Below are 23,084 nucleotides of genomic sequence, written 5' to 3'. Positions count from 1 at the left end.
ATAAAAATGCCCGCTGCCGCTTTTCTTTTTAAATACCATTAAACATTTGCTTCCAGGATTCAGATGGAATCATGCCATTGGCTTCAACAGTCCCATCCTTTTTAATATAAATTTCAAGTCGGTCTGGAATCTTGTCTAATTCTTCTTTCAGATTTATATAACGATCCGTTAAAAAATGAATGATTTGGTTGGTAGAACCGATCCATGGACGGATATAGTCCGGTTTATCTAATTCGAATGGCCCCTCCAGAAAGATATCCGTATGAGCAAGAAGCTCCTTCCAGCCCGGTTTATCCAGCTTCTCGAGCTCTTCATAATAGTATCCGCTGAATGTCATAATACTTAAGCCGATATTTTGTGCGCGTTCTGCCAGGATAGCCAGAGACTCAGCCTGTTCAAAGGGTTCGCCGCCCAGGAAGGTAATTCCTTCAATATCATTTTTCTCTTTACTCTCTAAAATTTTCTCCCAAATGGTATCGACATCAGAGGGAGTTCCGAGTCTCGGATTCCAGGTCCAGGGGACACCGCAGCCCTTGCAATGAATAGGGCAGCCCTGAACCCATACAGAAGCCCGTTTTCCAGGTCCCTCTGCAATGGAAGATGGTAAAAATCGATGCAGCTGTATATGCATTAATAATCAACAACCCTTCCTGATGAATACTTCGAATGGTCTGTAGAATGTTCTGATTCTCTATCACCTAAATCTTCATTGGAAAAGACCATAAATGGTTTCGCTTTTGCTAGAATATGCGGTTTTATATCCATTAGTTCCACAAAATGACTGAAATTATGAAATGGACCTCTCCGCTTACGGATCTCTACAATCTGCCCAGCCAGGATATTTCCGAGTGAAGGAATGGCTGCGATTTCCTTTTGCGCGGCTGTATTCATATTCACTTTTTCAGCAGGAAGAGACGTGTTATAGTTAATTGGCTCCTCAACTGGTTTTGGGGTGTCTACTGACTGAGATGATTCAGCAGATGGATCCAAAGAATAAGTTTCTTGTATATCATAGGAAGGAGCAGACATTCTGCGTGCCTCTGATTTGGTCTGCTTAACAAGAAGCTGTAAGTATGTTTTGCGTGAAATAACAGCGTTTATCCAAGCTGCTATCCATCCGCCGAGTATAAGCATGACAGAAGCGTCATAGATAAAACTTTCCTTTGGATAAAATTCATCGACAACAAAAAACTGAATAACAAGCAGAGCATAAATACTTCCCGCAATAAACCACTTTAATTTTCTGACACGTAAACTGATATAGTAAAAACTTATGAAAGAAAGAAATCCAAAAGGGAAAATTAGCCATAGTATCCATATGGAATGAAGGTACTCCCACTTCTTTCCCAATGGCGTAATCGCATCACCCATGCTTACCTACTCCTTTTTTAATTGTTGTTGCTGGGTGGTGTGGTGATAAATTGCTGTTTCTGCATATTCCTCTGTAAATTCGGAATCAATTGTCTCTGCATCCACAAGCTGTTCTACAAGCTCGACATAATCCAAGCATTCTTCACCCTTCATCCCCAGTGTTTTTGCTCTGATTTTTCCATCGGATGTAATCTCAATACGGATTTTTTTACTCATAGTTTCGATTCTCCCTTACTTGGAAAGTCAGCACAATGGTATCTTCATCATCGGTATTTTCTGATTCAAGCATTAATCCTTCTTTTTCTGCACGCTGGAGCAGTTTATCATAGGTTCGTTTCTGAACAAAGCTGGTATATTCATTTTGAATATTAGTCAGTAGCTCTTTAGCATCCTCAACGGCTACATCCTCGGCGAATATTGCGCTGAATGTTCCGTTTTCCTCCTGCTGAAAAGCAAGCTGTGTATTTCCGAGCGAGGACTGCATGCGTTCGTTCTCTATAGTCACGTTGCATCCGTAATTTTGCAATGCTTCTGTCAGCATTGTATTGTCCTTCATGCTTGTTGTGATCTTATAAAATTCTCCTTCTTCTATCTTTTCCGACATAGCTAAAGAGATGGCAGATGTTGCTCCTATTGCAATTGGGACTAATATAAAAGACAGGCTCATCAGTATTTCCTCCTTTTATAGCGGATAATTTTCCCGCTGAGTGTATATTAAAAGTCAAGTGTTCGCCCTCCACGAGAAGTATGAATATCATTGGATGGAGCAGGGATTTGTTTTTCCTCCGCATCACTGCCGTAGTCTGCTCGGTCGTCTTTCGGGGTTGCGGCGACAGCCCTGACATTCGCCCATTCCCGGAGCGCACGAATTTGCTCTCCTTGTGTAACAGAGAGCGGGACAGTATGTTCAATTGCTTTTTCGATATCCGTTTCTTTTAAGGCGCGCTGTTCCGCATATGCTTCGAATAAACCGGAAATAATAGCCTGCTCAATCTCTGCACCGATAAATCCTTCTGATAGTGTGGCAAGGTGTGAGAACAAAGTATCGTCTGCAGCCATCTCACCTTTGACCTTTTCAGATGTAAGCCGCTTGTTCAGATGAATTTTAAAGATTGCTTCCCGTTCTCTTTTGGTTGGCAAATCCACAAAAAAGATTTCATCAAAACGTCCTTTCCGAAGCAGCTCTGGTGGAAGGGACTGGATATTATTTGCTGTAGCAACAACAAAAACTGGCTGCTTTTTTTCCTGCATCCAGGTGAGTAGTGTACCAAAAATGCGGGTGGAAGTACCGCTGTCGCCTGTCCCGTTTGTTCCACTTAATCCCTTTTCCAGTTCATCAATCCAGAGAATAGAAGGAGAGATGGCCTCTGCAGTATGAATTGCTTCACGCATATTTTCTTCACTGCTTCCTACAAGTCCAGAATAAATTTTTCCCATGTCCAGTTTTAAGAGCGGGAGCTTCCATAAGGAGCTGACAGCCTTTGCAATAAGACTTTTCCCACAGCCGGGTATTCCAGTAAGCAATATTCCTTTTGGAGCAGGAAGTCCATATTCACCGGCAGAGTCCATCCAGGAATTATTTCTGCGATTCAGCCAGCGTTTAATATTTTCCAGACCGCCAACATCCTTCATGCTTGGTTCGTGCGGTATATATTCTAATAAGCCATTTTTTTGAATGATTTGCTGTTTTTCTTCCAAAACATGGTCCACACTGTTGATATCCAGTCTGCCATCTGTAACCATTGACAGGGCAAAAGCATTTTCCGCTTCCTGCATCGTTAGACCGAGTGCAGCCTTGATTAATTTTTCTTCATTCTCCTGATTCAAATCAATGGTAATTCTGGAATTGCCTTCATTCATCTTTATCATTTGATGCAGTACTTTTTTTATTTCGGAGTATGTAGGAAGCCCGTAATCTACTATCATAATATCTTTCTGCAATTCTAATGGAATAGAAAAGGCAGGTGAGACGAATATAACATTTTTCTGTAATGGACTGTTTTCGATAATAGATACCAGGTCTCGTATACGCCGGATAAGCGTATAGTCCGGCTGTCTGTTTTCTCCTCCCATATAAATATGAAAGTCTTTCAATATAAATACGGAGGGTTCTTCTATTTTTTCAATTTGTTCTAATGCACGCATCGGCTGTGTGGTATTTTTGATGGAGGTATAGTTGTTATCCATCAGCCCCTCTGTAACTGTCCATGTATATACTTTACGTACAGTTTTGATTAGCTGGGGATCAGAGCAAATTTTTTGAATATCACGAATGACACGGTCTTCTTCCCAAGTTGAAATGGACAGAAATGAAAATCTTGCCCGTAAATAATTTGCCAGCTTCTCAGTGAAAGTTCCTTTTTCCATATAACAAACGCTCCTCTACAATACGAGATAGTCAGTTAAACTTATTTTAGCATAGTATATAAAAATGTATATGTGATTCTTATACTTTCTCCTATCGTAAAATAAAAAGAAACCCACATAAGCAATCTGATCGCTTATGTGGGTTTCCCGGCAAGATGTTTCATTCTGGGTGGCGAAACCGGAAGTTCTCATTTTTGTCGTTTAAAAGAGCCAGTTTGTTCTTTTAAAGGTTCATTCATAAGTGCCTCAACAGCCGGCATATCAGCAGGTGCCCAATGTAAAGAAGGCAAATTTTCTCTCTGCAGCCAGATAAGCTTGGCATGTTCATTTGTTTGAGGGACGCCTTGAACTAATTCTGCTTTAATGACAATAAGCTGAATAATAAAGGTATCATATTCGTGGACATTCTCATGGAAAACCTCCTGAGCTTGAATCCTGCAGGACATTTCTTCATATACTTCACGCTCTAATGCAGTAAATAGGTTTTCTCCTTCTTTTACCTTTCCTCCAGGGAATTCCCACATGTTTGAAAGAGACATCTGGCCGGATCGTAGTGCACATAATATCTCACGGCGCTCATTCTCTATAACCGCTGCAACAACCTGTACCGTTTTCTTCAACCTGAAACCCCTCCTGCCTCTAATAATGCTCTCTCTCTAGGATAGCATGTTTATATGGTTTCTGGAACGATACAGGCTGGCAAACGAGCTTTATTTTTCTTCAAAGAAAGAATGGAAGTATACATAAACTGCATTTTCTTTATCCAGGACTTTGTATAACTTTCCATTTTGGTCAGGAGGAACAATCCGGATATATTCGTTAGTGATATAGAGATATAGATGGGTGTCATCAGACAGGCTCATTTCGACGGTATATTCCTGACTATCATTGGTGATTCTTCCGCCGTTGTAAATTCGGACATCTTCAATAAGCATTCTGGTGATGTCATTTGATTGATTTAATACAATTTCTTCCTCACTTTCGGGAAGTACAGGTTCATCACTATTCATGTGACTGGAATCAGACTTCATAATAGTAATCGAATTAACATGTCTCCGCTCTCCGTCACTGGTAAGCTCGTCAGCCAGAACAATTGGCAGATTCGTCGGCAGGGAGGTGAAGGAGATTTTAAAGTAGAAAATAGAAACGAGCAAAATAATGATAATGAAAGCAAGGGTGCTTCCGATAATTATGTATTTTTTAGGCATGGGTTTCTCTCCTTATAACATAGTCCCATGATTAGCATGTAACAAAATGAATAATAACATACTATGAATAAGAAGTAGAAAGGATATGCAGAAAAAGCCCAATACGGTCACTGAGCTTTTTCTGTATTTATTAAGAAATAGATGTTGCTGTTTCTTGAACTACTTTATCCAATTCTTGAATATTTTTAACGCCTTCTGTTTGCAGCCACTTAGCAGCAGCTTCTCCATCAACATTTTTAAATTCGGATGTTGCACCGCTCCAGGTTGCTCTGCCGCAGAGGACACCATTAAAGGTAGATTCTGCTTCTTTGGCAAAACGCAATGTTTCTTGGAATAATTCCGGTGTAACTCCTGCACTTAAAAAGATAAATGGCAGGTCAGTTGCCTCAGATTGTTCTTTGAAAACAGCTTTTGCTTCTGCTTGGGTTTGAGCTGTTTCACCTTCTGCATAGCCTTCCACAAAATTCATATTTACAGGAACCTCAACCTTTAATACATCCACATTAAATCTTGGTTCACTGTAGCGTTTCATTGCTTCGATCACTTTTTTTGGTTTTACTTTGGCAAATTCTAATCCTTTTTCATTGCCAATTGAATCGTCATAGGTAAGGATTTCTAAGAACAATGGAATGTCTTCTGCAACACACTCACTGCCGACACGCTCTACAAAGGCTTCTTTGACTTCATTAATTTCTTTGCTTTCATCTACGTCAATATAGATGAGCAATTTAATGGCATCAGCGCCTTCTGCTTTCAGATTTTTCACGGAGCAATTTGGAATTAAATCCGGAAAACGTCCAGGCTCCTGCTTATCATAGCCTGTTTGTTCATAGGCCAGGATTAATCCGCAGTTTGTATCTCTTTTCTTCGCTGCTGCTAGTCCATATTCAGGATCAAGCAGGATAGAAGAAGCATAAGGAGTAAGCTTTTCAGATACAAGCTGTTTGAAATCAGAGATCTGCTCACCGGAAATATCATCGCCCATCATTCTTCTTAGTGCACCACGCTGATCAATAGCAAGTGCGGAAATAATACCCTGGTCATTCATTAGTTTATCTAAATTTTTCATTTTTTAACGCCTCCAAGTAATAATTCTTTTATTTCAGCTTCTGATTGAGAAGCCTTTAATTGGTCAATAAACTCCTGATTCATCAGTTTTCTGGAAAGAGCCGATAGGATATCTAAGTGTTCGTTGCTGCTTCCATCTGGCACCAGAATACTGATGACAAAATCTGTTGGTTTTCCGTCCATTGCAGGCCAATCGATACCTTCTGCCAATTGCACAACCATTAATTTTGCCTGTTGAATTGCATCGCTCTTCACATGCGGAATAGCAATTCCGTTCTCCATACCTGTTGAGCCTTCTGATTCTCTTTTTTGCAATCCACTTACTACTTTTTTTGCATCTGTTGTAATATTTAATTCTTTCGCTTTTTCTGCTATAAATGTCAGAACTTCATCTTTGGAACCCAGCTTTTGCTGCAGGTGAATTTGATTTGTTTCTAAAAGCCTGCCCTGCTCTTTGGAAGCAGGCTGTTCTTTTGGCGCTGGTGCAGTTGCTTGTTCAGTATTGTTTTTCCGTTGATGTCTTTTTTGTTCTAATGCCATTAGGAATCCTGAAATAACAGCACCAATTAGAATTGCCAATACCCATAAGAATGCATGGGTTACAACAGGAAGAACAATAAATCCTCCATGTGGTGCGGGTACTTCTACTTTAAACATATAGGTCAGCATGGCAGCGATAGAAGAACCTACCATAATAATCGGGATAATGGTAAAAGGTCTTTTAGCTGCAAAAGGAATTGCACCTTCTGTAATGTGTGTAGAACCTAATAGGAAATTGACATAACCGGCACTTGCTTCAGCCTGACTGTATTGACGACGGGCGAACAATACAGAGAAACCTGTTGCTAAAGGTGGAACGATACATGCAGCAGAAACACCTGCCATAAATAAGAAGTTACCTTGTGCAAGTAGCGCTGTTCCTGTTACATAAGCAGCCTTGTTGACCGGGCCGCCCATATCAAATGCACTCATAACACCTACAATCAACCCTAATAAGAGCGGATTAGAATCCTGGAAGCTGCTTAGGAAGTTCATCATTCCCTGATTAATTGCTTCCATAGGAACGGACAGATACCACATGGCAAATCCGCCGATAAAGATACCGAGAACCGGAATTAAGAAAATTGCTTTTAAACCGTCAAGTGATTTTGGCAGATTCTTTAATGCTTTCATCAGCAGTAAAACAAGGCCACCAGCTAAGAAACCACCAACAATTCCGCCTAAAAATCCTGTACCGTTTGTATCGGCAATCATACCGACAATAAAACCGATGATAAGGCCGGGCCTGTTACCAATGGATTGGGCGATATAAGCACTTAATACAGGAACCATCAGCCCCATAGCCAGTCCGCCGATGGTATTCATTTGTTCGGCAATGACATTATACTGGGATGATTCAGGATCAGCTGAATAAATTCCAAACATAAAGGAAACAGCAATCATCACCCCGCCGGCAACAACTAAAGGAAGCATATGGCTGACACCATTCATCAAATGCACATAGAGCTGGTGCCAGATATTGGCTGATCCCTGATCACTTTTTTCGTTATTTGAGGATGCCGCTTCACCGGATCCTTTATAGACAGCGACATCTCCTGAGATAGCTCTGTCGATTAATTCCTCAGGGTTTTTAATTCCTTTTGAAACAGAAACGTTAATCACTTTTTTTCCTTGAAAACGGTCAATGTCCACGTTTTTATCAGCAGCAATAATAATGACCTCTGCATCTTTAATTTCCTGAGCAGTAAACTGGTTTTCTGTACCTCTTTGTCCATGGGTTTCGACTTTGATGGAAACGCCTTTTTCTTCAGCAGTTTTCTCAAGTGCTTCTGCAGCCATAAACGTATGCGCAATACCTGTAGGACAACCAGTAACGCCTAAAAAACGATATGTCATGATTTTCACCCTTTCATTTATACGGTTAATGTTTTTACGTTCAAGTCTTTCATCAGATCTTCAACATCCTCAAAATCCGTTAATCCGGAGCGGAAAGCAGTAGAGGAACCAGCTGCCACAGCTTTCTTTAATGCCGCTTCAGCTGTATTAGTCTGTAAAGTAATGTAAAAAGTAGCTAATGTTGTGTCTCCGGCGCAAGCTGTATTCACTACCTCTCCTTTCGGTGCAGGACAGTAGAGTGATGACTCTTTATTGACAAAGTAAGCACCTTGGCCGCCCATAGAGACTAAGATATTTTGACAGCCTTTATCTAATAATTTTCGGGCTGCATGAATGATTGCCTGTTCTGAATCCAGGTTATCCTCTGGAAACAGGTTTTGGAGCTCTTCATCATTCGGTTTGATTAAATAAGGCTGATAGTGAACTAATTCACTTAAGATAGGATGACTTATATCTAAAATTAATCGAAATCCGATATCAGCAGCATGCTTTGCTATTGCTACCAGGATGGATGGTTCCACGCCTTTGGGCAGGCTGCCTGATACAAATAAAACATCTTCCTTTGTAAATCCGGCAATTTTATTTAATAATTCATCTATTTTTATATCCGTTATTTCCGGGCCGCTATTGACAATTTTATACTCGCCCTGATTAGATTTTACAAACGCATTAATTCTTGTGACGCCATCTACTTCTGTAAAATCCGTGTTGATGCCCATTTTTTTCAGCTCATCCTGAATATAATGCCCGCTGAAGCCGGCTATATAACCTAAAGCTGTAGAAGGGGTACCAAGCTTATTTAAAATAATGGATATATTAACTCCCTTGCCGTTTGGCTGGAATTCATCGTATATGCTTCGGTTCACCTTGTCAGGAAGAAAATCCTCCATTTCGATGAACATATCAATTGCTGTATTTAATGTGCATGTATAAATCATGGCATTCATCCTTTCCTTCTTAAAGTATGGCACAGTGGGAAATGAAAATGTTTGCATTATATGTGTTATAGTTAGAAAATAGATGAAAAAGATTTCAAGATAAGCGGGTGTTTAGTATGAATTTCCAACAGAGGATTCAGCATTACTATAATGAATTAAGCAGCAGCGACAAGCATTTATTAAATTATATAGAATCGCACTATTCGACGATGGGCGATATTTCGATTACGCAGTTGAGTGAGGAGGCGAACGTCTCCACTTCCACGATTGTACGATGTATGAAAAAACTCCACTACCGGGGATTTACGGATTTTAAATTTCAATTTATCTCCGAAAAATCACAGCAGTTTCCGGGAGCGCTGGAAAAAATTAAAAATATTGATTCGCAAATTCAGTCGGCTATCTTCAAGAATCAGGAGGAAGTGATAAATACGTTAAATTATCTGGATTCCTCGCTGATTGAAGACGCTTTAGTTGCTGTGAAATATAGTAAAAAGATTACAATATTTGCCAGGGGATTTTCGGAGCATATTTCCAATGAAATGACGGTAAAGCTGCAGCTGCTTGATAAGCATTGTGAAGAGCATACAGATCCGAATATTATCCGTATTAAATCGAGAAAGTTTACAAGGGATGATTTAGTTATCTTTGTCTCGTTGAATGGAGAGACAGAGGAGCTGGTGGAGGCTGCACAATTTTGTAAGCAAAATAATGTGAAAACGATTCTGCTTACAACGAATAAGGAGAGCAGTCTGTTTCGGCTGTGTGATATTAATTTGTTAGGTTATAAGTCGAAGCAAAGCTTTTTTCCTGATTATGAGGTGCGTTCGCGGTTGCCGCTGCAGGTGCTGGCGCGGATATTTCTGGATGCATATGTGATTCGATTTAAGTAGTTTTTAGGAGAGAAAGTATTATGCTTTATAACCTAAGTAAATAAATCCCAGTGGAAATATTAAAGAAATAATTTTTCTGCGTGCTAATTTTGAAATTGGAATATACGATCTAGCATATTCATAAAAATGTAGAAACACTTGTAATTGTAAGTGTGTCTGCATCTTTTTTATAGACTTTTCAGTCACTACAACATAGTGCTATTTGTTTTCTTATCTTATGACAGTACTATCTTTTGTGTGGTTTAAATTTGAAAGGTATTTTTAACTTATTTGAACGAGCAAACGATATTTTAGGCTGGCTTGTTATGTTGGGTGTGCTTGTTGCCACCTTGGCAAGTGTTGGTACTGCGGGTGTGCTTAGTGTTGGATTGATTATGCTGGCATGGTGCTGAATCAAGTTGGTCTCCCTGTTGAAGGTATCGCATTAATTATTGGTATTGACCTCTTGATGTGTTAAGAACGCCTCACAATATCTCTGGTGATGCGGCATGTGCCTATATTTTATCTGAGCGGGAAAAGCGGAAGGATAAAAAGTAGTTGAATGAATAGGAATAAAGAATTGAATTTTCTTCTCTTGTTCGTATCTTTTTAGGGCTTATAAAGAAAAGCATCCTAATGACGAGGCTGGGACAAAAGCCAGTAAAAATAGAAAAAGTGACTTTCTACTATGATTTTAAGTAGGAAGTCACTTTTTTAATTTGATTAAAAAATGAAATAAACGTACAAAAAAAGGATACCTTCTGATAAAGTTAAAGTACCACTACAAAAACAGAATCGAGGTATCCTTATGTTTAAATATTATAACGTAAATCAAGTCGTTTTGCCATTAGATTTCGAGATGAAATTACAAGAAAATGATATTGCTTATACCATCCATGAATTTATCGAACAGATTCCAGAAGAAGCTTTCACCGGTTTTACCCGTCAAACAGGCTGTCCCGCCTATCACCCGCGTATGATGATGAAAATTATTTTATGTGCTTATACCCAGTCGGTGTTCTCTGGCCGAAAAATCGAAGCATTATTAAAAGATAGTGTGCGAATGATGTGGCTTGCGCAAGGATATGAGCCGAGTTACCGTACTATCAACCGTTTTCGTGTGAATCCAGAAGTAAAAGAACTATTGCGTCAGTGCTTCGTCCAATTTCGTTGTCAGCTGGTGGAAAAAGAGTTGATCGATGCGGAGGCTATCTTTATTGACGGGACCAAAATTGAAGCCAATGCCAATAAATTCACCTTTGTCTGGCGAAAATCGATCGAGCGTTATCAAACGAAACTTGTAGAGAAGTCCCATGCCCTCTATGAAGAATTAGTGGAAAAAGAAATTATTCCAGAAATCAACCGGGAAAACCCGGAAGCTCTATCGACGCAAGAACTTCAACAGATGGCAGCGAATTTGGATAAGTCAGTCCAAACGTATACGAAACAAATCGAATCGATTGAAAAAGCACAAGACCGAAAAGCCCTGCGTTCGGAACGAAAGCAGCCAAAACAAGCCTTAAAACAGGTGCACGATTTCATCTGTCGTCAAGAAAAATATGAAGAAGCCTTGGAGATTTTAGAAGAACGTAACAGCTATTCCAAGACGGATCACGACGCAACCTTTATGCGATTGAAAGATGACCATATGAAGAACGGACAGTTGAAAGCTGCTTATAATGTGCAATTGGCAACAGAAGGACGTTACGCATTAGCCTATGATATTTTTCCGAACCCTACCGATACACGAACGCTGATTCCTTTTTTAGATCGTATTGAAAAGGATTATTTTGCGTTGCCTGATGTCCTCGTAGCTGATGCGGCTTATGGAAGTGAACAGAATATAGAAGATGTCACCCTGAACCGGTTACGAACTGCCTTGATTACCTATAGTATGTACCGCAAAGAGAAGAAGAAAAAATATAAAAATAATCCCTTTAACACCGCTAACTGGGATTATGATGCCGAAATAGATGCCTTTACTTGTCCAAATGGTCAAGCTGTTACTTATCGCTATGACTCCAAACGCACAGACAAGTATGGTTACCAGCGACAATTTAAGGTCTATGAATGTGAAGATTGTACAGGCTGTCCTTTGCGAGAGCAATGTACCAAGGCAAAGGAAGGTAACCATCGGAAAATATTTTATAATGAAAAATGGGAAGCACAAAAGAAAATGATACGAGAACAGCTTTCAGATGAAGAAATGGGCAAGCTTTACGGAAAACGTAAGATAGATGTGGAGCCTTTCTTTGGATTTTTGAAGGCTAATTTGGGTTTCACTCGTTTCTCTGTACGAGGAAAATCCAAAGTGGATAATGAATTGGGATTCGCCTTAATGGCAGTGAATCTGAGAAGATACACTGCCTCTAGCTGCTTTTTTATGTATCTACTTATAAATGATTTCAAAAAAGATGGATTTCACATCAAAACCCAATGTGAAATCCATCTTTTCATTATTTTTGGCTAGTTATGTCCCAGCCTCTTTCCTTTACATGAAAAAAGATACTATAAACCAGCATATATAGAAAATGATGGGAAGGATTGAAATAAGGGCACCAATCTTTTTTAATTGAAATAAATAGTAAAAAGTTGCTCCAAAAGCCCAGACTGCAATAAGTAAAAAGAAGTCCAGACCAAAATCATCATTAGCTCCCTCAGCAATAGCTCTTCCCGTGAAAAAGAAAGATAAGATGATGGTGATAAATCCTGTTATGATGAAATAAAGCAGGGAGGAACGATTGTTGTTTCCTCTTAATTTATTTTCAGAAGTTGACTTCATGAGAAATCCTCTCCTATTCAAGTAATTAATTAAATCTTTGTGCAAGAAGTTAAATGCTTTCCTATCTTTAATTGTATACCCTCTGAATATTCTCTGTAAATTGATTGCATTTCATTCAAAATTATACTTAATCAATATAAAGCTGGTGGAGCCGGTCGAAATATAATTTGCAATCATGTCAAGATCTCCTTGCTTGTACAGGTGTTTCATTTGCTGAATAGAAAGTTGTTTTTTCTGTTTTACTGGTCTCTGTCTTTTTGTTTAATAATCCTGTGTCAGGGAAAATGACCTCTAAATAATATAAAGGACAAATTTTAAAATCCGAGGAGGTGCCATATGAAGAATAAAGCTCCTTTAATAGGTTACTCCCTCATTTTTCTCGGAGCGGCGTTTATTATTGCAGATGCTGATGCGATGTTTAATATGTATTATATTCATTATGTTGCTATCGTTGTTGGTGTAGTTGTTCTTTTGATTTATTATTTAACAACCAGGAGTGAAAAGAATCTGCTTTGCAGAATAGGATTCCATAAGTTTGAGCATATTGGCTGGGATGATGAAGTTTCATTTCGTCTTATTTATCGTTGCCAGCGATGTGGGTATGTGAAAAGAGTAATAAGAAGCTCTGGCGGGGGAGGGATGTAACATGTTAAGGGAAGAAATATATATTCTTACAATGTTAAATGATAGTTATATGTTTTAACAAGTAGATATAAGGTAATAGATTATTATATGAAATTATTGAAAAGGTGAGTATATATATCGTAGGAATTGGGTCTAGTATTTTAGGGCTTCTTTCTTTTATGGCTATCTATTCGGAATATTTTTCTGAATAATCAAAACAATGAGGGGAGAGAAAATGAATGAAGAGATTCATGCTGTCGATAAGCATTCTTTTAGTATGCAGTATCCTGCTAATAGCTTGTAATAGTGATAATAATGAAAAAGCAAATGATAATCAGGAAATTATAGACGAGAACAATAATGAATCACAAAATGAAGGTGATGACCAAAACAACGAAGATCAGGAAAATGTAAATGAGAATGGTGACAACTCCGAAGAGGCTGATGAGGACAACACACAAGATCAGAATGCTGATAACGAGGACCCGTCAGAAACCGGCGGGGGTACGGAAGCAAATGAAGAAGATAATGAAAGTGCTGCCGAGGAAGCTTATGAATCCTACGCAAATGCAAGATTCGGCTTTTCTGTTGAATATCCATCCACCTTTGAAGCAGACTACATGCCAGACAACGGCGATGGCATTGAAGTCCATGATGATACAGCTACCATTATCGCGTCGGGAAGTCATTTTGGACTTACGGAAGAGGGAAGTACCCTTGCCAGTGATAAAGGATCAATCGAATCTTATTATGAGTATGATGTTGCAGAGGCGGAAGAAGAGAGTGAATCGGTAAGCTATGAAAGACTGGAAGACGATTGGTATGTCATTTCCTATTTTGACGGAACCAATAATATTTATAAAAAATCAATCTTAGCCGATGATTATATAGCTAATCTATTAATTGAGTATCCTGCAGATTTACAAGAAGAATACGAGACAATGGTTGAACGGGTTTCTGAGACATTTCAAATACCTTAGTACAAAAGCATCGTGTGTTGTGATGGTTTTCAAACCCGCAACACATGATGTTTGTAGTAGCGTATATCCTTAAACTCAAAAAGGCTTTGTAATCATTAAAGCAATAATAATTAAAAACAGCGTATTAATCAGATTTTCATAGAAAAATAAACGCTTAGACAATGTGAAATATTCAGCAGGAATGTCTTCTCCTTTATGCTCCTTCAATAAAGCTTTAATCGGCTTGGAGCTGGAAACTAATACAGTAGGACCGGAAGCCAGAGCAAGTAAGAAAAGAATTAAACTTGTAATATACCACCCTTGCTGGAAAAGATACATATTTAAAAATCCCATCCATAATCCGGTTACCAACAGCAACGTGCCGCCAATCATAACAAATTGATGCAGCTTGTTTCGCAATGCATACGCATGCCTCAGCTCTGTCATATTGGAAGCTTTTTTTGCAATTGGAGTCATTACAAAACCAGGCCCCATCCCTAAAATAGCAGAAAATATATGTATAAATACGAGAATTTCATAAAATGTCATTATTGAAAGCTACCCCCAAAATCAAATAGCATGTTCGGGCCTACAGGGTGCTGGTCACAAAGGCGTTGCGACACGACGTTGCGTACTTAATCTCTGCTCTTCATGGCAAAAACCATGGTTAGAAAGCATGCTTTTTAAGTGTTTTTTGTTTCAGGATAAACCAAGTAAAGTAGGAGCCTATCACCGCAAGCAGAAGCTTCACGGCAACCAGCGGAATCACAAAAAAGATGGTAAACGATAAGGAGAGCCATAGAACGGATACAGCAGTAATTTTCACTTTTAACGGAATCCCTTTTCCTGCGCGGTAATTTTTAATATAAGAACCAAAGTATTTATTTTCAAGCAACCAATTGTATAGTCTTTCTGAGCTTTTTGCATAGCACGCTGCAGATAATAACAAAAATGGCGTCGTAGGTAACAGTGGTAAAATAATACCAATTATCCCAAGACCAAGTGAAAGAGAGCCGCAGCTGACCAAAATCGCCTTTTTCATTTCAACACCAACTTCAGCTTAGAATGAAATGCATCCAGAGTATTTTCTGTAAGAAATTACTTCTATTTTACTATATATTTGCTACTCGTAAATGAAAATAAAATGACTAATTTGTGTAGTTTTTAGACGCTGTTAACAGCTTAATGAAATGAACTGCCTTGGGATCCTGCGTATATATCATAGGCTTTTACAAAAGATGAAAAGCTATAGAAGGAGTATAATAAGGCTATATTATTCTAAAAGCAGAAAGGAAAGAAGGGTTAGAAGATGTTCAGTAAACGGCAAAAAATTATCTTGTCCTATATTCTGTATACCGATATGCCGATAAAACTTGATCTGCTCGCTGACATGCTGCAGGCTTCTATTCGCACCATCCGGATGGAACTGGAAAATATAAATCTCCTTCTTTCTGAAACGGGAACACAGGTACACATTTCAAAGAAGAGTCAATGTTATATAGAGCAAGGGGAAGAAGAAACAATTAAAAAGTTATTAGTAAATCCAATATTTGTGGACAAAAACAATATAGAGAATCACGTCATTTGGGATAGGATTTACACAATCATGGGGATGCTTTGCTTTGAATCAGATTATGTAAGTATGGAAGAACTTGCTGACAGGCTCTATGTCTCCAAATCAACGATTAACTTGGATGTAACGGAGATTAAGAAGCTGATTAGCAGAATGTCCGGTATCCGTTTTATCGTTTCCAGCACGAAGGGTCTGAAATTTGAAGGAAGTGAAGAGGGAATCCGTTACTTTTTGGCTAAGATGGTCCTTCAAGGATTGAATTTGGAGAAGACGCTACAGCATGTATTCCCGGAAAAGGATTTTTGTATATTTGAGATATATTTTCAAATGAATAAAATGTTAAAAGAAGCTATCGTGAAATATCAGTTTATCATTTCTGGAAAAGCATTTGGATTGGTAAGCGCGGGTCTTTTAATAACTGCCATTCGGAATCAGTTAGGGTATCATTTTGCGGATAATCAAACAGAAGTGCCGCTTTCATCAATGATGAAGGGGTTAGAGGAGCACCTGAAATCGGAGATGGGGACAACAGCTTTTACAAATGCAGATTTGGTCTATATACAACAATTTATCATGGAACAAAACCATCTTTATCCTTATACAAATGAGAATTGGGATGCAGCGGACCAAAAAATTGTATCGCTGTTCACTCATGTAGTAAAAGAGTTCTTTCAGGTTGATCTCATAAAGTATCCTGACTTTGAGAAAAATTTTCTGTTCTATATTAACCAGTTAAATCAACGGGCAAAAAATGGTCATGACTATACCAATTTTAATAAGCGGCAAATTAACCGAATGTTTCCGATGTCGGCCAGCATTGTAGCTTTTTGTCAGCCTTGCTTGCAGGATATGGAAATGACGTACTCAGATGCAGAACTGGCTTATATTACGCTTTTCCTGGGCAACTTATTGGAAACGGAAGAACCCCCTTTAAAGCTATTATTTATTTCAGATGAACATACAGCACTTGTAAATTGGATTGTGTCTGAAGTTGTGCGTCTGATGGGAGCATCTGTCCGGATTGTAAATGCAATACCAACTTACTTATTTGAAGAAAAAGATGAATTATTTTTAAATGATGTGGATGTGATTTTAACAACCGAGCAAATTAATGTAAGTCGTGGTTGGAATATTGTTTTCATTCAGTCTTTGTTTGGGAAAACAGAGCAGAATTTTTTACAGTCGCTTCTGAATGATTACTTAAATCAGTCTAAAATGAAAAGACTGAGAGAGATGGAAAGTATAGCTGTTGGGCAAAATCATTTTCTTCAGATTCCTGAAAGTTTGAAGGAGTTCGATGACTGCGTACATTATCTTCTTGAACAGTTCGGATATGAGAAAATGCTGGATAATGGGGTGATGACGGGTAATCATTTTATACCTAATGATACGAAAACAGCATATATTTCTTTTATGGAAGAGCGCCCAGGCCGGTCAAGGATCATCATTGGTAAATTGCCAAAGAGTATAACTTATAGGAATAAAACACTTCACACCATTGTTATCTCGTTCTACTATAAAAATGATTATGCTTTATCTCATTCCTACTACCAGTGTATTCGTTTTTTAATGGAGCCAAATCAGAGTAATCAATTAGGAAGGGTTAAGGGCTACCTTGAATTCAAGAAGATATTTAATTAATAGAGACCATTTAGTTTTTTTACCGATTTTCAGTTAAAAAAACTAAATGGTCTTTTTGCGTTCTTACTATTATCTTAGAACTATAAAGAAGCTTAGCCAGAAACATCCATATAATTTAATGATTTTTGGTGTTTTGAAAGCGGATAAAGCCAATATGTTATGGGGTTAATCGTACATGCTAAAAAATAGCAATTTGTAATAGCTAGATTCATCTTTCCTGGTCTATTTTTATTTGCTGAAAGCTTCTAAATCAATATAATACTTATTCATAATAGGGAGGAATTTATCAATGGAACATAAAGCATATACTTCTTTTGATTCGGGTTTTTTATGGGGCGCTGCGACAGCATCCTTTCAGGTGGAAGGAGCAGTTAAAGAAGATGGAAAAGGACTCTCGGTTATCGATGTAATGCCAAAGAATCCTGCTATAACAGATTTCTCTGTTGCTGCCGATCATTATCATCATATAGAGGAAGACGTTGCCCTCATGGCAGAGCTGGGTTTGAAAGTTTACCGTTTCTCCATTGCCTGGACACGTATTTTCCCAAAAGGAAATGGTGAGGTCAATCAAGCTGGAGTAGATTTTTACAATCGATTAATTGACGCCTTGATAAAACATCAAATTGAGCCATTAGTGACTATATACCATTTTGATTATCCGCAAAGTCTTGTCGAGCAATACGGAGGATGGATTTCAAGAGAAAGTATTGAGGATTACCGGGCCTATGCAGAGTTCTTATTTAAAACATATGGGGACCGCGTCAAATACTGGTTGACTATTAATGAACAGGATCATGTGGTTCGTATTCCGTCTCGGCTAGGGTTAACCGGCGAGGATCATTATGAACAGCTGAGACTCGGATATCAGGCAAATCACCATATGTGTGTGGCAACCGCACTTACCATTAAAACATTCCATGAATTAGGTATGGAAGGAAAGATTGGTCCTGCCGTTTCTTATTCTATGGTTCATCCTGCAAGCTCCCATCCAGATGACATTCTTGCGAGTAAAGATGCCATGTTAATTAAACACAATTATTTAATGGATTTGCATTGCCATGGAGAATATAGCTATAGCTTTCAAAGATACCTGGAAGAGAGGAATTTTACTCCGGCTATTGAAGATGGTGATTTGGAATTAATGAAAAAATATCCGCCTACCATGCTGGGAGTAAACTACTACTTCTCTGAAGCAGTTCGTGCTTTTCCTGCTACAGAAGAATTTCCGATTGGTTATCAAAAAAAATCTCTTCTTCCAGAAGCAGAGGCTGGAGTTTTCGAGGTTGTTAAGAACGAAAATCTGGCTGCAACAGATTGGGGCTGGGAAATTGATCCTGTCGGGCTGCGATTGACATTGCGGGAGCTTTACGACCGCTATAAGCTGCCAATGATTATTACAGAAAACGGCATTGGAGCTTACGATAAATTGGAGGATGAAGACATTGTCCGGGATGATTACCGGATTTCTTATTTGAGAGAGCACATTAAACAGGTAAAGCTCGCCATTAATGATGGCGTGCCAATGTTAGGCTACTGTGCATGGTCATTTATGGATCTGGTCAGCGGCCGGAATGGTATGGAGAAGCGCTACGGTTTTGTTTACATTAACCGGGAAGATTTCGATTTTAAGGATATGCGGAGAATTAAGAAGGATAGTTTTTATTGGTACCAAAAGGTCATTGCCTCTAATGGAGAAGATTTGTAATTTTTTATAAATCATACAAATAAAGGAGGATTTGGGATGAATCAGCAGAAGCTGGCAAAGGATATTCTTTCTCTTGTTGGAGGAGAAGAAAACGTGGGGAGTGTTACCCACTGTTATACAAGATTACGCTTTAATTTAAAAAACAATGATTTAGCCGATAAAGAAAAGATTGAATCACTTGATGGTGTTATACGTGTCCAAATTCAGAGTGGACAATTTCAAGTGGTTATCGGTAACGAAGTAGGGAAAGTATACAAAGAGCTGGAGAAACAAGGTGACTTCCAGAGTGGAGAGAATGACGAAACTGTTCAGGAAGAAAAAAAGGGAAATATTATCGGCCGTTTCTTTGAAGTAATTGCTTCTATTTTCACACCGATTATTCCGGCAATTGCCGGGGCAGGATTAGTTAAAGGGATTTTAGGCTTAGTCACGACATTTAATTGGGCTCCTGCAGATAGTGATATTGTAACTGTATTAAATATTGTTGCAGATGCTGTGTTCTACTTTCTGCCTTTCTTTCTTGCTGTATCCGCTGCAAGGAAGTTTAAAACAAACGAATTTATTGCGCTTGCATTAGCTGGCGGATTGATGTATCCAACATTAATTGAAGGAGCTAAAGCAATTGCTGAAGGCGGGGCGGAAGGGCTATCGTTATTTGGTATCCCGTTGCCGTTTATAAATTATAGCTCGACGGTTATTCCTATCATCATTTCCATATGGCTGTTAAGCTATGTGCACAGATGGGTAGATGCCATTATGCCAAACGCACTTCGAGTTATTTTTACACCGACCATTGTTTTACTCATTATGATTCCTTTCCAGCTGGTGGCTATTGGACCGCTGGGATCATATCTTGGTATAGGGTTAGCAGATGGAATTACCTGGCTGTTTGAGCACGCTGGTATTCTTGCAGGAGGAATTCTGGGAGCAACACGCCCACTATTAGTTATTGTTGGAATGCACTACGGATTAATGCCAATTGCGATTCAAAATATTGCTGTTCTTGGTTTTGATTATTTAGTACCGGTATTTCTAATGGCTAATATGGGACAGGCAGCTGCTGCTCTTGCAGTATTTATTAAGACTAAAAATAAAGATTTGAAAACAATAGCTGCTTCCTCTACGGTTTCCGCGTTCCTTGGAATAACGGAACCTGCTATGTACGGGGTAAATCTGCGGCTGAAGAAACCATTTATTGCAGCATTAATTGGTTCCGGTATTGGAGGAGCTTTTATAACTGGATTCGGTGTAACTGCATCTGCCTTCGTGTTACCGGGTTTAACAAGTCTGCCTGTGTTTAGTGGGCCGAAATTTATCTATCTAATTATTGGATTAATCATTACGATAGCAGTTACGATGGTGCTAACATTTATACTAGGATTTAAAGACATGGAAACTAAAAAAGAAAAGACAGAAGCTGCAGCTGTTAAAGATGGACAGCAGATTGCAAACAAAGAGACAGTTGTAAACAGTCCGCTGGAAGGGAAGGTTATACCGCTTCAAGAGGTAAGTGATCCAACTTTTGCAGAAGGTCTTTTAGGGAAAGGAATAGCAGTTGAACCAACGAATGGAGAAGTTATTGCTCCTTTTAACGGGTCTATTGAATCACTATTTCAAACCAAGCATGCGATTGGTTTACGTTCAGAACAAGGTTTGGAGTTATTAATCCATATTGGTCTGGATACCGTAAATCTGGAAGGGAAGCACTTCGAAGCGCATGTAGAACAGGGACAAGCTGTCAAGCAGGGAGAATTGCTTATTACGTTTGATATCGATAAAATTAAAGATGCTGGATATCCGACAGTTACTCCTGTTATTGTAACAAACAGCTCTGATTATCAGGAGATACTCCCTAATGATCAAGCCGGACAAGTGAAGCAGGACGAATGGATTTTAAAAGCAGTAAAGGAATAATTCAGGAGTTTGTCTTCAATAATAAATAGAATTAAATAAAACGTGCTGCTCTTTTTTTATAGAGACAGCACGTTTCTGCTTATTTTATTTCCGGAAAGTCTAAAAAACCAGCTGGTTTTCCTTCTCCTGAATCAATTCTACAATTTTATTTTTCTCATTCATCACAGCAACTTTTGGCACATGCTTTTTAACTTCTTCCTGATTTAGCTGTACATAAGAAATAATAATAATCACATCATCAATCTGTACCAGCCGGGCAGCTGCCCCATTTAGACAAATTTTACCGCTCCCGCGTTCTCCCGCAATCACATAGGTCTCCAAGCGTGCACCATTGTTGTTATTCACGATAGCAACCTTTTCATTGGGCAATATATCGACGGCATCTAAAATATCGGCATCAATTGTGATGCTGCCGACATAATTTAAGTTGGCTTCTGTCACTCTCGCACGGTGAATCTTGCCGTTCATCATTGTTCTAATCATGATTGTCTCCTTTAATAATGATATTATCAATCAGTCTGGCTTTGGAAAATTTCACAGCCAGAGATATAAAAATTTGACCGGTAATCTGTGGCTGTTCCACGAGCTCCGGGTAGCTGTAAATGGCTATATCCTCTACACTTCCAGAGGTGTTTTTGGTAAGGTGCTCATTGATTACATTAATCAGAACAGCACTGTTTCTTTCCCCGGCATCGTATCGCTTTTTTGCTTTGATCAGGCTTTGGTATAAATGGACTGCCTCCTGCCGCTCCTGTACAGTTAAATATACATTGCGTGAACTTTTGGCCAAACCATCTGCTTCCCTGATCGTATCAACCCCGATAATTTCAATTGAATGGTTAAACTCTGCAACCATTCTTTCGATAATTGCGAGCTGCTGTGCATCCTTTTTTCCAAAATAAGCAAAATCGGGACGAATGATATTAAATAGTTTATTTACAACTGTAACAACACCGTCAAAATGGCCAGGGCGTTTGGCTCCTTCCAGTACCTCAGCCATGCGGTTTACTTTTACCGAAAGAGCTAATGGCTTTGGATACATTTCCTCCACACTTGGATAGAAAACATAATCGGTTCCAAGTGCGTCCAATTTTTCCTGATCGCTCTCAATATCTCTTGGATAAGCATCGAAATCTTCATTCGGGCCAAATTGAAGCGGATTTACAAATACGCTGACAACAGTGATGTCATTTTTTTTCAATGAGGTCTTAACCATTGTTAAATGACCGTCATGTAAGGCTCCCATCGTAGGAACGAAGCCGATTTGCTTTTGTTCTTTTTTTAATGCTCTTACAATATCTTTCATTTCTTGTACTGTTGTTATTCGTTGGGTCATGCGTCTACCTCATCCATAATTTGTTTCTTATACGTAAATTCAGGCGAAGGGAAGATGCCTGCTTTAACTTCTTCGTGGTAAGCTTTTAATGCATCCACACCAGTTGTAAAGTCTCCGTAGCGTTTTACGAACTTTGGCTTACGGTCCACACCATAGTTTAACACATCGTGATAAACAAGTACTTGCCCATCGGTATCTGCCCCAGCCCCGATACCAATGACGGGAATGGATAAATTTCTTGAGATGGTTGCTGCAAGGTCACTGGGGATTGCTTCCAGCACAAGCATGACAGCTCCACTTTGCTGGACCAGCTTTGCTTCTTCAATTAACGTCTCAGCTTCTTCTTTAGATGCTGCTTGAAGCTTATAGCCGGTAATGCCAAAGCTTTGCGGGGTCAAGCCCAGATGAGCGACGACCGGAATTCCATTCTGTGTGCATTTTTTAATTAAAGGAGCGGTATGTGCCCCCTCAATTTTTAGTGCATTGGCTTTTGTTTCCCGATATAATTCAATTGCATGCTGCATATCTATTTTTTCGTCTACACCAGCTGCTCCAAAGGGCATATCAACGACCATGAATGTATCATTTGCTCCCCGGCGTGCAGCTTTGCCATGATGTTTCATATCATCTAGTGTCACCTGAACGGTGCTTTCATAACCAAGTACCGTCATGCCGAGTGAGTCTCCGACAAGGATGATATCCAGCCCGGCCTGTTCTGCCTGCTTGCTGCTTGGGAAGTCATATGCCGTGAGCATTGTTATCTTCTCTCCGTTATTTTTCATTTCCATGAAATCTTTAAGGAGTTTCACTTTTGGATCACCTACTATTTT

23 protein-coding genes and 1 pseudogene are annotated in these 23,084 nt (G+C 39.1%); 8 read left to right on the top strand and 16 right to left on the bottom strand.

The features are described from left to right. Positions 1-28: 28 nt before the first annotated feature. From MHH51_RS21705 to pfkB, 10 genes are all read right to left on the bottom strand, one after another. Positions 29-631, bottom strand: a complete 603-nt coding sequence (locus tag MHH51_RS21705) for a 4Fe-4S single cluster domain-containing protein (protein ID WP_156986144.1) — start codon at positions 629-631, stop codon at positions 29-31. Continuing rightward, the gene (locus MHH51_RS21700; RefSeq protein ID WP_339283546.1) at positions 631-1,371 is read right to left on the bottom strand and encodes a helix-hairpin-helix domain-containing protein; all 741 of its coding nucleotides are present in this window, start codon (positions 1,369-1,371) and stop codon (positions 631-633) included. Before MHH51_RS21700 ends, MHH51_RS21705 begins: the two co-directional genes overlap by 1 nt. Before the next feature lie 6 nt (positions 1,372-1,377). Further along, positions 1,378-1,587: a DUF2997 domain-containing protein gene (locus tag MHH51_RS21695; protein ID WP_156986142.1), complete on the bottom strand. Its 210-nt coding sequence runs from the start codon at positions 1,585-1,587 to the stop codon at positions 1,378-1,380. Next, positions 1,580-2,038 carry a hypothetical protein gene (locus tag MHH51_RS21690; RefSeq protein ID WP_339283543.1) on the bottom strand — a complete coding sequence of 153 codons (459 nt, stop codon included), beginning with the start codon at positions 2,036-2,038 and terminating at the stop codon, positions 1,580-1,582. Before MHH51_RS21690 ends, MHH51_RS21695 begins: the two co-directional genes overlap by 8 nt. Before the next feature lie 47 nt (positions 2,039-2,085). After that, positions 2,086-3,738, bottom strand: coding sequence for an AAA family ATPase (locus tag MHH51_RS21685; RefSeq protein ID WP_156986140.1), 1,653 nt, complete (start codon positions 3,736-3,738; stop codon positions 2,086-2,088). Between the two features lie 188 nt (positions 3,739-3,926). Then, positions 3,927-4,358, bottom strand: a complete 432-nt coding sequence (locus MHH51_RS21680) for a (deoxy)nucleoside triphosphate pyrophosphohydrolase (protein ID WP_339283541.1) — start codon at positions 4,356-4,358, stop codon at positions 3,927-3,929. A 90-nt stretch (positions 4,359-4,448) separates the two neighbouring features. Next, positions 4,449-4,946 (bottom strand): hypothetical protein, encoded by a 498-nt coding sequence (locus MHH51_RS21675; protein ID WP_339283539.1) that lies wholly within the window; start codon positions 4,944-4,946, stop codon positions 4,449-4,451. 130 nt (positions 4,947-5,076) lie between these two features. Next, entirely contained in the window at positions 5,077-6,015 is a 939-nt protein-coding gene (gene lacD / locus MHH51_RS21670; RefSeq protein WP_156986138.1) for a tagatose-bisphosphate aldolase, read from the bottom strand. Beyond that, positions 6,012-7,910 (bottom strand): fructose-specific PTS transporter subunit EIIC, encoded by a 1,899-nt coding sequence (locus MHH51_RS21665; RefSeq protein ID WP_339283537.1) that lies wholly within the window; start codon positions 7,908-7,910, stop codon positions 6,012-6,014. Before MHH51_RS21665 ends, lacD begins: the two co-directional genes overlap by 4 nt. Before the next feature lie 17 nt (positions 7,911-7,927). Further along, positions 7,928-8,848, bottom strand: coding sequence for a 1-phosphofructokinase (gene pfkB, locus MHH51_RS21660; protein ID WP_339283535.1), 921 nt, complete (start codon positions 8,846-8,848; stop codon positions 7,928-7,930). A 116-nt stretch (positions 8,849-8,964) separates the two neighbouring features. On the opposite strand from pfkB, the gene MHH51_RS21655 reads away from it, so the two are divergent. The 3 genes and pseudogenes from MHH51_RS21655 (at position 8,965) to MHH51_RS21645 (ending at position 12,190) form a co-directional block, all read left to right on the top strand. After that, positions 8,965-9,741, top strand: a complete 777-nt coding sequence (locus MHH51_RS21655) for a MurR/RpiR family transcriptional regulator (RefSeq protein ID WP_147211851.1) — start codon at positions 8,965-8,967, stop codon at positions 9,739-9,741. Positions 9,742-10,043: 302 nt separating this feature from the next. Continuing rightward, positions 10,044-10,278, top strand: a pseudogene (locus MHH51_RS21650) (cation:dicarboxylase symporter family transporter); the annotation flags it as partial. A gap of 250 nt (positions 10,279-10,528) precedes the next feature. After that, positions 10,529-12,190, top strand: coding sequence for an IS1182 family transposase (locus MHH51_RS21645; protein WP_339282580.1), 1,662 nt, complete (start codon positions 10,529-10,531; stop codon positions 12,188-12,190). 21 nt (positions 12,191-12,211) lie between these two features. Here MHH51_RS21645 and MHH51_RS21640 read toward each other — a convergent pair whose 3' ends face one another. Continuing rightward, positions 12,212-12,502 (bottom strand): hypothetical protein, encoded by a 291-nt coding sequence (locus MHH51_RS21640; protein WP_147211850.1) that lies wholly within the window; start codon positions 12,500-12,502, stop codon positions 12,212-12,214. Between the two features lie 336 nt (positions 12,503-12,838). Between MHH51_RS21640 and MHH51_RS21635 the strand changes: the two genes are divergently transcribed. Beyond that, a complete protein-coding gene (locus tag MHH51_RS21635) occupies positions 12,839-13,147 on the top strand; it encodes a hypothetical protein (RefSeq protein WP_147211849.1) in 309 nt (102 codons plus the stop codon). A 218-nt stretch (positions 13,148-13,365) separates the two neighbouring features. Further along, the gene (locus MHH51_RS21630) at positions 13,366-14,106 is read left to right on the top strand and encodes a hypothetical protein (RefSeq protein ID WP_147211848.1); all 741 of its coding nucleotides are present in this window, start codon (positions 13,366-13,368) and stop codon (positions 14,104-14,106) included. Between the two features lie 75 nt (positions 14,107-14,181). On the opposite strand, the gene MHH51_RS21625 is transcribed toward MHH51_RS21630, so the two are convergent. Then, a complete protein-coding gene (locus MHH51_RS21625; protein WP_156986137.1) occupies positions 14,182-14,634 on the bottom strand; it encodes a DUF2269 domain-containing protein in 453 nt (150 codons plus the stop codon). 118 nt (positions 14,635-14,752) lie between these two features. Then, positions 14,753-15,127 (bottom strand): YbaN family protein, encoded by a 375-nt coding sequence (locus tag MHH51_RS21620; RefSeq protein WP_147211847.1) that lies wholly within the window; start codon positions 15,125-15,127, stop codon positions 14,753-14,755. 267 nt (positions 15,128-15,394) lie between these two features. On the opposite strand from MHH51_RS21620, the gene MHH51_RS21615 reads away from it, so the two are divergent. The 3 genes from MHH51_RS21615 to MHH51_RS21605 all read left to right on the top strand — a co-directional run bounded on the left by MHH51_RS21615 (position 15,395) and on the right by MHH51_RS21605 (position 20,918). Next, on the top strand, positions 15,395-17,299 hold the full coding sequence (locus MHH51_RS21615) for a helix-turn-helix domain-containing protein (protein WP_339283534.1): 1,905 nt from the start codon (positions 15,395-15,397) through the stop codon (positions 17,297-17,299). 289 nt (positions 17,300-17,588) lie between these two features. Next, the gene (locus tag MHH51_RS21610; RefSeq protein ID WP_339283533.1) at positions 17,589-19,004 is read left to right on the top strand and encodes a glycoside hydrolase family 1 protein; all 1,416 of its coding nucleotides are present in this window, start codon (positions 17,589-17,591) and stop codon (positions 19,002-19,004) included. Positions 19,005-19,040: 36 nt separating this feature from the next. After that, on the top strand, positions 19,041-20,918 hold the full coding sequence (locus tag MHH51_RS21605; protein WP_339283532.1) for a beta-glucoside-specific PTS transporter subunit IIABC: 1,878 nt from the start codon (positions 19,041-19,043) through the stop codon (positions 20,916-20,918). Positions 20,919-21,017: 99 nt separating this feature from the next. Here the strand turns inward: MHH51_RS21605 and panD are convergent, their stop codons facing one another. The 3 genes from panD to panB are packed head-to-tail and all read right to left on the bottom strand — an operon-like array spanning position 21,018 to position 23,042. Further along, the gene (gene panD / locus MHH51_RS21600) at positions 21,018-21,401 is read right to left on the bottom strand and encodes an aspartate 1-decarboxylase (protein WP_339283531.1); all 384 of its coding nucleotides are present in this window, start codon (positions 21,399-21,401) and stop codon (positions 21,018-21,020) included. Further along, positions 21,394-22,254: a pantoate--beta-alanine ligase gene (gene panC, locus MHH51_RS21595; protein ID WP_156986136.1), complete on the bottom strand. Its 861-nt coding sequence runs from the start codon at positions 22,252-22,254 to the stop codon at positions 21,394-21,396. The genes panD and panC overlap by 8 nt, the downstream gene beginning before the upstream one ends. Further along, the gene (gene panB / locus MHH51_RS21590) at positions 22,251-23,042 is read right to left on the bottom strand and encodes a 3-methyl-2-oxobutanoate hydroxymethyltransferase (protein ID WP_147211909.1); all 792 of its coding nucleotides are present in this window, start codon (positions 23,040-23,042) and stop codon (positions 22,251-22,253) included. The genes panC and panB overlap by 4 nt, the downstream gene beginning before the upstream one ends. Between the last annotated feature and the right edge of the window lie 42 nt (positions 23,043-23,084).

Origin of the sequence: Oceanobacillus sp. FSL K6-3682 (genome assembly GCF_037976165.1) — a bacterium.
Classification (GTDB): Bacteria; Bacillota; Bacilli; order Bacillales; family Amphibacillaceae; genus Oceanobacillus; species Oceanobacillus sojae.
The sequence above is the reverse complement of the archived record's forward strand: the minus strand, read 5'-3'. Positions and strand labels throughout refer to the sequence as shown.